This window comes from Streptomyces sp. SGAir0957, assembly GCF_043523415.1.
In genome coordinates, this window is the sequence record NZ_CP027293.1 from 1,899,888 (window position 1) to 1,914,435 (window position 14,548).

Below are 14,548 nucleotides of genomic sequence, written 5' to 3' on the forward strand. Positions count from 1 at the left end.
TGTGTGAGGGGTGGTGGGGAATCGTCGGCGGCCCACGGCCGGTTCCGGCCGGTCGCGCGGTTCCCCGCGCCCCTGATCGGGCTGGTGCTCGCTCTTGTCTGCGGCTTCGTGGTGTGGGTCGCCCTCGTCGAGCACGGCGGGGGCGGCGCCTCGTGCGGCGCTCGTTCCGTGGTCGGCTGGACGGCCGATGACCAGCTGACCGAGCGGTGGGAACGGTACGGGGACGACAACTCCCGCGGTGACGACTGGACCGGTGGGGACGGGACGCACTCCGTCGCGCTGCCCGACGGGCGCGTGCTGTGGTTGTTCTCCGACACGTATCTCGGGCCCGTCCATCCGCCGCCCAACCTCGCGGGACAGCCGCACTCCTGGCGGGACGCCAATGCGCCGATGGTGCGGAACTCGGCCGTGCTGATGGGGCGTTCGGGGCGGATCGAGCGGACCCTCGCCGCACCGCTGTTTCCCGACACGGGGGCCGGCGAGTGGCGGTGGCCCGTCGCGGCGCGGGTGGAACCGCGGTCGCCGGGCGCGCAGGAGCAGGTCGTACGGGTGCTGCTGTGGACGCGGACCGCCGGGACCGGGCCCTACATCTACGGGGTGCCCACGGCGACCGAGGTGGCCACCCTCACCCTGCCCGACCTGCGGCTCGACTCCCTGACGCAGGTGCTCGACCAGCGGCAGGTGCCCGACCCGGCCCGGCGTGTGCTCTACGGGACGACCATGGTCGACGACGGGGAGTGGACCTACGTGTTCGGCGGTGACGACGGGCAGGCGCCCGTGCGCCGCGCCTACGTCGCCCGGGTCGAGCGCGGGCAGCTCGGCTCACCGCGGGACTGGCGGTACTGGGACGGTGAACGCTGGCGGGCCGGGGCGCCGGGCACGCCCGTGCTCGGGGACGGGCGGCGGCGCGGGGTGGGCAGCGCGTTCGGGGTGGTGCGGGACGCGGGGACGTACGTCCTGTTCACCATGGCCGCGGGCACCGCCGGACTGTCCACGGTCACCTCGTACTGGGCCTGCTCCCCCACCGGGCCCTGGCACGGGCCCGCGAAGGGGTTCACGGCGCCGCTGCCGGACGGAACCGTCGCCGCGTACAACCCGCAGGCGCACCAGGCCGTGAGCGGGAGCGGGCGGCTCGTGCTCAGCTACGACGTCAACTGGCTCGACGCGGCGCCCGCCACCGCCCAGGCGCACCTCAGCCGGAACGTGGCGCTGTACCGGCCGCGGTTCGTGTCCCTCCGGCTCGGCTGAGCGAGGGCGCCTCGCCCGGTTCCTCCGGGTCCTTCGCGCGGCGCTTGGCGATCACCGCGCACACCATCAGCTGCATCTGGTGGAAGAGCATCAGCGGCAGCACCGCGAGCGAGGCGTGCGCGCCGAACAGCACGCTCGCCATCGGCAGCCCCGACGCGAGGGACTTCTTCGAACCGGCGAACTGGATCGCGATCCGGTCCGCCCGGTCGAAGCCGAGCGCCTTCGCGCCGTACCAGGTCGCCGCCAGCATCACCGCGAGCAGCACGGCCTCGACGGCGAGCAGGCCCGCCAGGCGGACGGCGCTGACCTGGTGCCAGATGCCCTGCACCATGCCCTCGCTGAACGCCGTGTAGACGACGAGGAGGATCGAGCCCCGGTCCACGTAGCCGAGGACCTTCTTGTGGCGGGCGATGAAGGCGCCGACCCAGCGGCGCAGCAGCTGGCCCGCGACGAACGGCACGAGCAGTTGCAGCACGATCTTCACGAGCGAGTCGGCCGAGAAGCCGCCGCCGCTGTTGCCGAGCAGCGCCGCCGCGAGCAGCGGGGTGAGGACGATGCCGGCGAGGGAGGAGAAGGAGCCCGCGCAGATCGCCGCCGGGACGTTGCCGCGCGCGATCGAGGTGAACGCGATCGACGACTGGATGGTGGAGGGGACGAGGGTGAGGAAGAGCAGGCCCTCGTAGAGGTTCCTCGGGAGCAGTACCGGGACCAGGCCGCGCGCCGCCAGACCGAGCAGCGGGAACGCCACGAACGTGCAGGCCAGAACCGTGACGTGGAGCCGCCAGTGGCGCAGTCCGTCCATCGCCTCCCGGGTCGAGAGTCTCGCCCCGTAGAGGAAGAAGAGGAAGGCGACCGCCCCCGTCGAGGCGCCCGAGGCGACATCGGCGGCGGTGCCGCGGGCCGGAAGGAGCGCGGCGATCCCCACGGTCCCGATCAACGCCAGGATGTACGGGTCGATCGGCATCCAGCGCGGCCAGTGCAGGCGTTTCATTGATTCCTAGCTCTCGGTTCAGGTCGTGCCCTCTTCATGGTCCTCCCTTCCACCGTGATCGGGAATCCCGTACACCACTCTGACTGTGATCGCCGTCCGTGATGACCGGGGTAGGGTCGGGGGATGTACGAACCCGCGCAGTTGAGGACGTTTCTCGCCGTCGCGCAGACGCTCAGCTTCACGCAGGCCGCGCGGCGGCTCGGGGTACGGCAGTCCACGGTCAGCCAGCATGTGCGGCGCCTCGAGGACGCGGCGGGGCGCACCCTCTTCACCCGGGACACGCACTCCGTCGAACTGACCGAGGACGGGGAGGCGATGCTCGGGTTCGCGCGGCGCATCCTGGAGGTGCACGAGCAGGCCGCCGCGTTCTTCACCGGGACGCGGTTGCGGGGGCGGCTGCGGTTCGGGGCGTCCGAGGACTTCGTCCTGACCCGGCTCACCGAGATCCTGGAGTCCTTCCGGCACGAGCATCCCGAGGTCGATCTGGAGCTGACCGTCGAACTGTCCGGGACGTTGCACGAGCAGCTCGACGCCGGGAAGCTCGACCTCGTCCTCGCCAAGCGGCGGCCCGAGGATCCGCGCGGGGAGTCCGTGTGGCACGACCGGATGGTGTGGATCGGCTCCGAGCGGCTGCGGCTCGATCCGGAACGGCCCGTGCCGCTCATCGTCTATCCGCCGCCCGGGATCTCGCGGGCGATGGCGCTCGAAGCGCTGGAGCGGCATGGGCGGGCCTGGCGCATCGCCTGTACGAGCGGGTCGCTGAACGGGCTGATCGCGGCGGCGCGGGCCGGGCTCGGGGTCATGGCACATGCGCGGGGGCTCGTGCCGCCGGGGCTCGTACGGGTCCCTGACCGGGGGTTGCCGGAGTTGGGGGAGGTCGATTTCGTGCTGCTCCACGGTTCCGCGGGGCGGGGGCGGGACCTGGGTGGGCCCGCGGTGGCGCTGGCGCAGGCCATCCTGGCGGGCGGGGACCGACTCCATCGGGGGGTCCGGTAGCAGCCACGCGACCCTGGCGGGGCTGGTAGCGTCGCCGCCGGGTCGTAGGTGGAACCTGGCGTTCCGGTGCGTAGGGCGTCGTCGCGCGCCGGTGACCTCTCCGTACAGATTCCGTGGAGAGTGGTGAAGAGGGCCGGGAGATTACGCCACCGAAACTTACTCGGGCGTAAGAATTCTGTCCCGGCCCTCCCCATGTGGCCGCATTTACCCGGCTGACCTGTGCCTATTCCGTGTGCCTCCGGCACCTCGGCACCCCTCCCGCCGGAGGCCGCGGTCGGGTACCGTCACCGACGCTGTGCGGAGCGCCACAAGGAGCAACTTTGCGCGAGTTCACCAATCCCGCTCTGGCGACGGCGCCGCCGGTGGGCGGCCTGGCCGACGCCGTGTTCGATCACGCCCTGGAGGACCCCTCACACATCGCGTTCGGCCGCAAGGACAAGGAGGGCCGGTGGCACGACGTCACCTCCGGCCAGTTCCGTGACGAGGTGCTCGCCCTGGCCAAGGGGCTGCTCGCGCAGGGCATCCGGTTCGGCGACCGCGTCGCGATCATGTCCCCCACGCGGTACGAGTGGACGCTGTTCGACTTCGCGCTGTGGACCGTGGGCGCCCAGGTCGTCCCGATCTACCCCACCTCCTCCGCCGAGCAGGTCTTCTGGATGCTCTACGACGCCCAGGTGACGGCCGCCGTGGTGGAGCACGAGGACCACGCGATGACCATCGCCACGGTCATCGACCGCCTCCCCCACCTGCGGCGCCTGTGGCAGCTCGACGCCGACGCGGTCGGCGAGGTGTCGGCGTCGGGCGCCCACCTCGACGACGAGACGGTGCACCGGCACCGCCGCGCGGTCACCCCGGACTCGACGGCCACCATCATCTACACGTCCGGCACGACGGGCCGCCCCAAGGGCTGTGTGATCTCGCACGCCAACTTCATGTTCGAGGCGGACACGATGGTCGCCCGCTGGGAGCCGGTCTTCGCCTCCAAGCGCGACAGCGTCGCCTCCACCTTGCTGTTCCTGCCCCTCGCGCACGTCTTCGGGCGGATGGTGCAGATCGCCGCCGTGCGGGGCGGGGTCAAGATGGGACACCAGCCGCGCCTCAACGCGGCGGCCCTGCTCCCCGACCTCCAGGCGTTCCGGCCCACGTTCATCCTCGCGGTGCCGTACATCTTCGAGAAGGTCTTCAACGCCGCCCGCAGGAAGGCGGAGAAGGAAGGCAAGTCCGGCCCGTTCGACAAGGCCGTGGAGTGCGCCGTGAAGTACGCGGACGCGCTGGAGGCGAAGGCGTTCGGCACCGGCCCGGGACCGTCGGCGTCCCTGCGCATGCAGCACTCCCTCTTCGACAAGCTCGTCTACTCCAAGGTGCGCGAGGCGATGGGCGGCCGGGTCCGCCAGGCGATGTCGGGCGGCTCCGGCATGGACCGCCGCCTCGGCCTGTTCTTCGCGGGCGCGGGCGTCGCGATCTACGAGGGCTACGGCCTGACGGAGTCGACCGCCGCCGCGGCCGCGAACCCGCCCGAGCAGACCCGCTACGGCACGGTCGGCAAGGCCATCCCCGGCATGACGGTGCACATCGCCGACGACGGCGAGATCTGGCTGTACGGCGCCAACATCTTCCAGGGCTACCTCAACGACCCGAAGGCGACGGACGCCGCGCTGCACGACGGCTGGCTGGCCACCGGTGACCTGGGCGCCCTCGACGAGGACGGCTACCTGACCATCACCGGCCGCAAGAAGGAGATCATCGTGACCTCCGGCGGCAAGAGCGTCTCGCCGCAGCAGCTGGAGGAGCGGGTCCGGGACCATCCCTTGGTCTCGCAGTGCATCGTCGTCGGCAACGACCGGCCCTACATCGCCGCGCTCGTCACCCTCGACGCCGAGGCCGTCGAGCACTGGCTGGGTATGCGCGGCAAGCAGCTGATGACCCCCACCGAGCTGGTCCGCGACGGCGATGTGGAGATGGAGGTGCGGCGGGCGGTGGTCGCCGCGAACACGCTCGTCTCGCAGGCGGAGTCGATCCGCACGTTCCGCATACTGGCCCATCCGTTCACCGAGGAGCACGGCCTCCTCACCCCGTCGCTCAAGCTGAAGCGCAAGTCGATCGAGACGGCGTACGCGGCGGAGATCGACGCGCTGTACCGCGCCTGACGCCCGGCGAACTCCGGCGGTGAGCCGCGCCGATGAGCGGGTACGGGGATGCCTGCCCGGGGAGAGCGCCCGGGTACGGAACCCGCCCCCTGATCATGATCAACGGAATGCGCTCGCGCCCCCGATCGTTGATCATGGGGAGCACCAACCGACGACTTAAGGATCGACACCTCGTGAGCAAGGTCCCCCCGATCACCCTGAACAACGGCGTCGAGATGCCGCAGCTCGGCTTCGGCGTGTGGCAGGTGCCGGACGACGAGGCCGAGAAGGCCGTGTCGACGGCCCTGGAGGCCGGGTACCGCAGCATCGACACCGCGGCCGTCTACGGCAACGAGGAGGGTACGGGCCGGGCCATCGCCGCGTCCGGCCTGAGCCGCGACGAGCTCTTCGTCACGACCAAGCTCTGGAACTCCGAGCAGGGCCACGACTCCACGCTGCGCGCCTTCGACGCCTCGCTCGAGAAGCTGGGCCTCGACCACGTGGACCTGTACCTGATCCACTGGCCGCTCCCCTCCAAGGACCTGTACGTGGAGACGTTCAAGGCGTTCGAGGAGATCTACGAGAGCGGCCGGGCCCGCGCGATCGGCGTCTCGAACTTCCTGCCCGAGCACCTGGACCGGCTGATCGCCGAGACGTCCGTCGTCCCGGCCGTCAACCAGATCGAGCTGCACCCGCACCTCCAGCAGCACGTCTCGCGCGAGATCCACGCGGAGCGCGGCATCGCCACCGAGGCGTGGTCGCCGCTCGGCCAGGGCAAGGGCCTTCTGGAGGTCCCGGCGATCGTGGCGATCGCGCAGAAGCACGGCCGTACGCCCGCGCAGGTCGTCCTGCGCTGGCACGTCCAGCTCGGCAATGTCGTCATCCCGAAGTCCGTGACCCCGTCGCGGATCAAGGAGAACATCGACGTGTTCGGCTTCGAGCTGGACACCGAGGACCTGGGCGCGATCAGCGCGCTCAACGAGGACCGGCGGCTCGGCGCGGACCCGGCCGAGTTCGACCTGGTCTGAGCCGGACGAGCGGTGCCGCCGGGGCCCGGGACCGCATGTCCCGGGCCCCGGCGGGCCGTTGACGCCGCGCCTACAGCGCGGGGTAGGCGTTCTTCATCAGCTCCTGGAACTGGGCGGAGAACCACTTCCCGGAGAGCGGCGCGTTGGGCAGCGCGCCGGACATGTTGTTGTTGTTGCGCGGGTTGCCCGTGTACGTCGGGTCGCACATGCGGTCGAAGCCCTTGCCCTCGTCGTTGTCGATGGCGGAGCTCGAACCGTCGGACTCGCCCGGCGGCTTCATCCACACGTACGCGTCGATCCCGGCGGCCGGGTCGGCCTTCGGTCGCTCACCGAGGCCGGCCCCGGACTGGTTGCACCAGTTGCCGAGGTGGATACGGCGGTCGATGCGGCCGCCGTCGACGTAGGTGTCGACGGTGGTCTTCGCGCCCGGACCCGCGGGCCTGGCCGAACCGCCCCAGCCGTTGCGGGAGGTGTCGATCAGCATGCCGAGGTTCGAGTCGAAGCCGAGCGAGACCAGCTTGTCGCGCATGGCCTGGGCGTAGGTCAGCTCGTCGGTGTAGCGGTTCCAGTCGACCCACTTGGACTGGCGGACCGAGACGCCGTTGACGGAGTCGTTGATGGAGAAGTTGGTCTCCTTCAGGGCGCTGTAGTTGGCCGTGTTCACGATGAAGCCGTGGACGTCGGACAGCTTGGCGCCGTTGCTGGTGGCGGTCGTCTTGAAGAGTTCCGCGGAGGGGCCGAAGTTGTCGTCCCAGCCGAGCCAGCCGTGGTGCCCCGCGTCGATGTAGTTGTAGACGTTGGGGATGTCGCCCAGCTTGTCGAGGGCGTAGCCGACGCCCTTCTGGTAGTTGCCGTTGGCCTTCATCACGTCGCAGTTGGGCGTGGCGGTCGGGCGCCCGCTGACGTTGGTGAGGAGGTTGGGCAGCGAGTCGATCTCGATCGTGGTGACGATGCGCAGGCCCGCGTACTTGGAGTCCTTGAGGATCGCGGCGATCGGGTCGATGAACTCGCTCTTGTACCGGTCGATCTCGGTCGGGCCGAGTTCACCGTTGGAGGCGAGGGCCGAGCAGTCGCGGCCGGGGAGGTCGTACACGACCAGCTGGACGACTTCCTCGCCGCTGCCCTTCTGGGTGAGGGCCGCGTCGAGGTGGTCGCGCAGGCCCATGCCGCCGTTCACGCCGTTGATCGCGGCGATGCGGTCGAGCCAGACGCCCGTCGGCTGGTTGGAGATCCGTGTGCCGCCGGGCTCGGCGGCGGCCTGCCGCGACCACTCGGGGTTCACGTACACCTTGGCGCCGGCGTACGGGTTGTTGACGCGGCCGGTCGGATCCGTCGGGTCGGTCGGGTCCGTGGGGTCCGTCGGGTCGGTCGGGTCGGTCGGGTCCGTGGCGCCGTTGCAGGTGACGCCGTTCAGCTTGAACGTGGTGGGCGCCGCGTTGGTGCCGCTGTAGGAGCCGTTGAAGCCGAAGGAGGCGGAGGCGCCGGTGGCCAGGGAGCCGTTGTAGGACAGGCTCTTGGCGCTGACGGCGGCGCCGGACTGGGTGATGTTCGCGTTCCAGCCGCTGGTGACCTTCTGGTTGCCGGCGTAGGACCAGGTGACGTCCCAACTGCTGACCGCCGCGCCGTTGTTGGTGACGGTGACGGCGGTGGTGAAGCCGCTGTCCCACTGGTTCTGCACCTTGTAGTCGACGCTGCAGCCCGCGGCGGCGGCGGCTTCGGCGGGCGCCGCGACGGCGCTGCCCGCACAGGCGGCGCCGGTGAGGGCGAGGGCGGTGAGCACGGCGGTACCGGCTCGCGATCTGATACGGCTCATGGTGTGCGGTGTCCCTTTCCTGGGGGGTGCCCCGGGGTGTCGGTGTCCCCTGGGGGTGAGGTGGTGCGGATCGGGCGTGCGCTGCTCGGCTCGGCTCGGACCACGGGTGATCGTCGGGGCCGAGGGGTGGTCGCCGCGGGGCGCGCGGAGGTTGCCGGACGCCCCGGGGAAACTGCGATCAGTGCGCGCGAGCAGTCGCGCCGACGCCGCGGACACGGCGCTGAGAGGGGTGGTGAGAGGGGTGGTGAGAGGGGTGGTGCATGAGCGACTCCTCGCAGCTCGGCCACGACCGGCACAGGCCGGCGCGACAACTGATGGAACCGCTCCCACTGGTTGCTGGAGGACTGTAGAGAAGGAACTGCCGTCAAGCAACAGAGGAGTTACGAATTCTTGCTGTCGAATTAATTCGACTCTTCAAGCCTCTTGACCCCCTTATGCCGCGTCCCCATCCTTGGGAGCGCTCCCACTGGTTCACAGGTTGTGACGCCCACATCACAGCCGCACCTCTTTGACCCCCCGCCTCCCCCGAACCGCAAGGAGGAACCAGTCCATGCCCAAGAGACGGGCCCGGCGGCTGTGGACCGCTGTCGCGGCCACCCTGGCTTTACCGCTCGCCACACTGGTAGCACTCCCAACCGCCGCCGACGCGGCGGCGGTTGCGTGCAGCGTCGACTACAAGACCAACGACTGGGGCTCCGGCTTCACCGCCGAGCTGACGATCACCAACCGCGGCGCCGACGCGATCGACGGCTGGAGCCTCACCTACAGCTACGCCGGGAACCAGAAGCTCTCCAACGGCTGGAACGCCGCCTGGTCGCAGTCCGGGAAAACGATCACCGCGAAAAACCTCTCGTACAATTCCAAGATCGCCCCAGGGGCCGCCACCAGCGCGGGCGCGCAATTCACGTACAGCGGCTCGAATGCGGCGCCGACCGATTTCGCGATCAACGGCACGGTCTGCGCGGGCGCCCATCAGCCGCCGGTCACCGTGCTCACCAGCCCGAAGGCCGGCGCGGTCTACTCGGCGGGCGACGCCGTCCCGCTCGCCGCCACCGCCGCCGCGGCCGACGGGGCGAGCATCGGCAAGGTCGAGTTCTACGACGACACGACACTCCTCGGCACGGACACGTCCGCCCCGTACGAGCTGTCGACGTCCTCACTGGCCTCCGGCACGCACTCCCTGTACGCGAAGGCGTACGACAGTCTGGGCGCGTCCGGTGAGTCGACGCCGGTCGGCATCACGGTCGCGGCGGGCCCCGCCGTGGTCGCCTCGCCGTCCCAACTCGGCGTCCAGCAGGGCAAGTCGGGCACGTTCGACGTCAAGCTGTCGACGCAACCCTCCGCCGGCGTCACGGTCTCGACGGCCCGCGCGAGCGGCAACACCGGCCTGTCCGTCTCCTCGGGCGCCAGCCTGACCTTCACCCCGTCGAACTGGAACACGGCGCAGAAGGTGACGATCGCGGCCGACGCGACGGGCACGGGCGCGGCGACCTTCTCCGTGAGCGCCCCGGGGCACTCCAAGGCCACGGTCACGGTGACCCAGCTCGCCGCCTCCAAGACGTACGACGCCCGCTTCCTCGACCTCTACGGGAAGATCACCAACCCGGCGAACGGCTACTTCTCGCCGGAGGGCGTCCCGTACCACTCGGTGGAGACGCTGATCGTCGAGGCGCCCGACCACGGCCATGAGACGACGTCGGAGGCGTACAGCTACCTGCTCTGGCTCCAGGCGATGTACGGCAAGGTCACCGGCGACTGGTCCAAGTTCAACGGGGCCTGGTCGATCATGGAGAAGTACATGATCCCCACCCACGCCGACCAGCCGACGAACTCCTTCTACAACGCCTCCAAGCCCGCGACCTACGCGCCCGAGCACGACCTGCCGTCCCAGTACCCGGCCAAGCTCGACCCGTCGGTCTCCGTCGGCAGCGACCCGATCGCGGGCGAGCTGAAGAGCGCGTACGGCACGGACGACATCTACGGCATGCACTGGCTCCAGGACGTCGACAACGTATACGGCTACGGCAACGAGCCCGGCAAATGCGAGGCGGGCCCGACCGCGACCGGACCGTCCTACATCAACACCTTCCAGCGCGGCGCGCAGGAATCGGTGTGGGAGACGGTGCCGCAGCCGACCTGTGACCAGTTCAAGTACGGCGGCAAGAACGGCTACCTGGACCTGTTCACCGGCGACTCGTCCTACGCCAAGCAGTGGAAGTTCACCAACGCCCCGGACGCCGACGCGCGGGCCGTGCAGGCCGCGTACTGGGCGGACATCTGGGCCAAGCAGCAGGGCAAGAGCGCCGACGTCTCCGCGACCGTCGGCAAGGCCGCCAAGATGGGCGACTACCTGCGCTACTCGATGTACGACAAGTACTTCAAGAAGGTCGGCAACTGCACCGGTCCGACCACCTGCCCCGCGGGCACCGGCAAGGACGCCTCGCACTACCTGATGTCCTGGTACTACGCGTGGGGCGGCGCCACCGACACTTCGGCGGGCTGGGCCTGGCGCATCGGCTCCAGCCACACGCACGGCGGCTACCAGAACCCGCTCGCCGCGTACGCCCTCTCCTCGGTGGCGGACCTGAAGCCCAAGTCGGCGACGGGACAGGCGGACTGGGCGAAATCCCTCGACCGGCAGCTGGAGTTCTACCGCTGGCTGCAGTCGGACGAGGGTGCCATCGCGGGCGGCGCGACCAACAGCTGGGGCGGCAGCTACAGCACCCCGCCGTCCGGCACGCCGACCTTCTACGGCATGTACTACGACGAGGCGCCGGTCTACCACGACCCGCCGTCGAACCAGTGGTTCGGCTTCCAGGCGTGGTCGATGGAGCGCGTCGCCGAGTACTACCAGCAGACGGGCGACGCCGACGCGAAGGTGGTCCTGGACAAGTGGGTGAAGTGGGCCCTGTCCAAGACGACCGTCAACCCCGACGGCACGTTCCGGATCCCGTCGACGCTCCAGTGGTCGGGCAAGCCGGACACCTGGAACGCGTCGAGTCCGGGGGCCAACAGCGGCCTGCACGTCACGGTCGCCGACTACACGAACGACGTCGGTGTCGCCGCGGCCTACGCCAAGACCCTGACGTACTACGCCGCCAAGTCCGGTGACACGCAGGCGAAGTCGGTCGCGAAGGCGCTCCTCGACGGCATGTGGGCGAACAACCAGGACGCCCTCGGCATCGCCGTGCCCGAGACCCGGGCCGACTACAGCCGGTTCGGCGACCCGGTCTACGTGCCGAGCGGCTGGACGGGCACCATGCCGAACGGCGACGCCATCAACTCCTCGTCGACCTTCTCCTCGCTGCGCTCCTTCTACAAGAGCGACCCCAACTGGTCGAAGGTCGAGGCCTACCTGGCGGGCGGCGCGGCACCGACGTTCACGTACCACCGATTCTGGGCCCAGGCGGACATCGCGCTCGCCATGGGCTCGTACGCGGAGCTGCTCGAATAGACGCCCCGCCGGCGACGGCTCCGCGTAAGTCGGGCCGGGCGGTCCCCCTCCCCGGGGCCCGCCCGGCCCTCACCCTGCTCCCCCTCCCGCTCCCCTCCCTGGAGACCTCATGCGCAGACCCCGCTTGCCCCTGGCAGGCGTACTGGCTCTCGTGGCGGGCCTGTTGACGACGACGGGCGCGGCCACGGCGGCCGAAGCGCCTGCCGCACCCCGCACGTCCCTGGCCGCCGACACGTACACCTGGAAGAACGCCCGGATCGACGGGGGCGGCTTCGTCCCCGGCATCGTCTTCAACCGCGCCGAGAAGAACCTCGCGTACGCCCGTACCGACATCGGCGGCGCCTACCGCTGGGATCAGGCGACGAAGTCCTGGACCCCGCTGCTCGACTCGGTCGGCTGGGACGACTGGGGCCACACCGGCGTCGCCTCCCTCGCCACCGACTCCGTCGACCCGGACAAGGTGTACGCGGCCGTCGGCACCTACACCAACGACTGGGACCCCGGGAGCGGCGCGATCCTGCGCTCCGCCGACCGCGGCGCGACCTGGAAGAAGACGGACCTGCCCTTCAAGCTCGGCGGCAACATGCCGGGCCGCGGCATGGGCGAACGCCTCGCGATCGACCCGCACGACAACAAGGTCCTCTACCTGGGCGCGCCGAGCGGCAAGGGGCTGTGGCGCTCGACGGACGCGGGCGTGACATGGTCACAGGTCACGGCGTTCCCGAACCCCGGCACGTACCGGCAGGACCCGTCCGACACGTCGGGCTACGCGTCCGATCTCCAGGGCGTGGTGTGGGTGACGTTCGACGAGTCGACGGGCACGGGCACGTCCCGCACGCAGACGATCTACGCGGGCGTGGCGGACAAGGACAACGCGGTCTACCGCTCGACGGACGCGGGCGCGACGTGGCAGCGCGTCGCCGGGCAGCCCACCGGCTACCTCCCCCACAAGGGCGTTCTGGACGCGCAGAACGGCTACCTCTACCTCGCGTACAGCGACACGGGCGGCCCGTACGACGGCGCGAAGGGCCAGGTCTGGCGGTACGCGACGAAGACCGGCGAGTGGAAGAACATCAGCCCGGCCGCCGAGGCGGACACGTACTACGGCTTCAGCGGCCTGACGCTCGACCGGCAGCACCCCGGCACGGTGATGGTCTCCGGTTACAGCTCCTGGTGGCCGGACACGTTGATCTTCCGCTCCCGCGACAGCGGCGGTACGTGGACGAAGGCATGGGACTACACCGCGTACCCGGAGCGCGCGAACCGCTACACGATGGACGTCTCCTCGGTCCCCTGGCTGACGTGGGGCGCGAACCCGACACCGCCCGAGCAGACACCCAAGCTCGGCTGGATGACGGAGGCCCTCGAGATCGACCCGTTCGACTCGAACCGGATGATGTACGGGACGGGCGCGACGATCTACGGGACGGAGAACCTGGGCGCGTGGGACACGGGCACCACGGGCGGCGTCACCATCAAACCGATGGTGAAGGGCCTGGAGGAGACGGCGGTCAACGACCTCGCGTCCCCGCCCTCCGGCGCACCGCTGCTCAGCGCGCTCGGTGACATCGGCGGCTTCCGCCACACGGACCTGACGAAGGTTCCGCCGATGATGTACACCAGCCCGAACTTCACGACGTCGACGAGCCTGGACTTCGCCGAGGCACGGCCGGACGCGGTCGTTCGCGTCGGCAACGTCGACTCGGGGGCGCACATCGCCTTCTCCTCCGACAACGGTGCGAACTGGTACGCGGGAACCGACCCGTCCGGCGTCACGGGCGGCGGCACGGTGGCGGTGTCGGCGGACGGCGGCCGGTACGTGTGGAGCCCGGAGGGCGCGGGGGTCCAGACGGGTACGGGTTCGTCGTGGACGGCGTCGAGCGGTGTACCGGCGGGCGCGGTGGTGGAATCGGACCGGGCGGACGCGAAGACCTTCTACGCATTCAAGTCGGGTACTTTCTACGCGAGTTCGGACGGCGGATCGACCTTCACGGCGAAGGCGTCGAGCGGGCTGCCGACGGACGGCCCGGTCCGGTTCAAGGCGGTGCCGGGCGCGAAGGGGGACATCTGGCTGGCCGGCGGTTCGACGCAGGGCGCGTACGGGCTGTGGCACTCGAAGGACGGCGGCGCCACGTTCACCAAGGTGTCGAACGTCGACCAGGCCGACACGATCGGCTTCGGCAAGGCGGCGCCGGGCGCGACCTACCAGACCCTGTTCACCAGCGCGAAGATCGGCGGCGTCCGCGGCATCTTCCGCTCCACAGACGCGGGCGCCACCTGGACCCGGATCAACGACGACGCCCACCAGTGGGGCTGGACGGGCGCCGCGATCACGGGCGACCCGCGCGTCTACGGCCGGGTGTACGTCGCCACGAACGGGCGGGGAGTCATCTACGGGGACACGGCGGGCACCCCGACGGACCCGGGCGACGGGGGCTCCGGCGATGCCGCGTGCAAGGTCACGTACAAGGTGACCAATGAATGGCCGGGCGGCTTCCAGGCGGACGTGACGCTGACGAACACGGGCCCCACGACCTGGGACGGCTGGTCCCTGACCTGGTCCTTCCCCGACGGGCAGAAGCTGAGCCAGGCGTGGAACGCGGAGGCGAGCCAGTCGGGGTCGACGGTGACGGCCAAGAACGTGACCTGGAACGGCAAGGTGGCCCCGGGCGCCTCGGCGGCGTTCGGCTTCACGGGCACCAAGACCTCGGCGAACGGGACGCCGGGGGCGTTCTCGGTGGGCGGGAAGGGGTGCGCGAAGGGCTGACGACCGAACCGTCGACCGGCCGGGCGGTGGAGCGCGGCCACCCGGCCGCGCCCGTGACGACGCCCGCCGCCTGCGACAGCTCGGGCATCGGCTCGGGCACCGGCTCGGGCATCGCCTCCAGCCCG

At 70.4% G+C, this 14,548-nt stretch carries 8 protein-coding genes; 6 read left to right on the plus strand and 2 right to left on the minus strand.

All coding sequences use genetic code 11. The features are described from left to right. Positions 1-72 precede the first annotated feature (72 nt). Positions 73-1,248, plus strand: coding sequence for a hypothetical protein (locus C1N81_RS13570; RefSeq protein ID WP_394437929.1), 1,176 nt, complete (start codon positions 73-75; stop codon positions 1,246-1,248). On the opposite strand, the gene C1N81_RS13575 is transcribed toward C1N81_RS13570, so the two are convergent. Then, positions 1,193-2,239: a bile acid:sodium symporter family protein gene (locus tag C1N81_RS13575; RefSeq protein WP_394429058.1), complete on the minus strand. Its 1,047-nt coding sequence runs from the start codon at positions 2,237-2,239 to the stop codon at positions 1,193-1,195. The genes C1N81_RS13570 and C1N81_RS13575 overlap by 56 nt on opposite strands. A gap of 123 nt (positions 2,240-2,362) precedes the next feature. Here C1N81_RS13575 and C1N81_RS13580 point away from each other — a divergent pair, with 123 nt between their 5' ends. From C1N81_RS13580 to C1N81_RS13590, 3 genes are all read left to right on the plus strand, one after another. Further along, positions 2,363-3,235, plus strand: coding sequence for a LysR substrate-binding domain-containing protein (locus C1N81_RS13580; RefSeq protein ID WP_394429059.1), 873 nt, complete (start codon positions 2,363-2,365; stop codon positions 3,233-3,235). A 320-nt stretch (positions 3,236-3,555) separates the two neighbouring features. After that, on the plus strand, positions 3,556-5,382 hold the full coding sequence (locus C1N81_RS13585; RefSeq protein ID WP_394429060.1) for an AMP-dependent synthetase/ligase: 1,827 nt from the start codon (positions 3,556-3,558) through the stop codon (positions 5,380-5,382). Positions 5,383-5,597: 215 nt separating this feature from the next. Continuing rightward, positions 5,598-6,389, plus strand: coding sequence for an aldo/keto reductase (locus tag C1N81_RS13590; protein WP_394437931.1), 792 nt, complete (start codon positions 5,598-5,600; stop codon positions 6,387-6,389). Positions 6,390-6,459: 70 nt separating this feature from the next. Here the strand turns inward: C1N81_RS13590 and C1N81_RS13595 are convergent, their stop codons facing one another. Next, complete coding sequence (locus C1N81_RS13595) at positions 6,460-8,202, minus strand: glycoside hydrolase family 6 protein (protein ID WP_394429061.1); 1,743 nt, start codon at positions 8,200-8,202, stop codon at positions 6,460-6,462. Positions 8,203-8,752: 550 nt separating this feature from the next. On the opposite strand from C1N81_RS13595, the gene C1N81_RS13600 reads away from it, so the two are divergent. Continuing rightward, entirely contained in the window at positions 8,753-11,656 is a 2,904-nt protein-coding gene (locus C1N81_RS13600) for a glycoside hydrolase family 48 protein (RefSeq protein ID WP_394429062.1), read from the plus strand. A gap of 109 nt (positions 11,657-11,765) precedes the next feature. Beyond that, positions 11,766-14,423 (plus strand): cellulose binding domain-containing protein, encoded by a 2,658-nt coding sequence (locus tag C1N81_RS13605; RefSeq protein ID WP_394429063.1) that lies wholly within the window; start codon positions 11,766-11,768, stop codon positions 14,421-14,423. The last annotated feature ends 125 nt before the right edge of the window (positions 14,424-14,548 follow it).